This window comes from Pseudomonas fluorescens, from assembly GCF_000968015.1.
Lineage (GTDB): Bacteria > Pseudomonadota > Gammaproteobacteria > Pseudomonadales > Pseudomonadaceae > Aquipseudomonas > Aquipseudomonas fluorescens_W.
The window spans coordinates 33,360-33,592 of record NZ_LACH01000071.1 but is presented as its reverse complement, the minus strand read 5'-3'; positions in this window follow the sequence as shown (position 1 = coordinate 33,592).

The following is a 233-nucleotide window of genomic DNA, read 5'->3' as shown; positions in this document are numbered from 1 at the left end:
CCAGCTGAGCTAATCACCCTTTACCTTCGTTGCGGGGCGCATTGTGCCACAGATTTTCATAAAGTGTTGATTTAATTGAATAATTCTTCAAAAAAATCTGAAAACCCATAAAACGACGCGACCTGCAGGAACAACTTACAAACTTTTAGACAGAAAAAAACCCGCGTTAAGCGGGCTTTTCCGTGGTGACCTGGCGTTCAGCGTTCCAGATAACCGAATATGGCGCAGCGGAC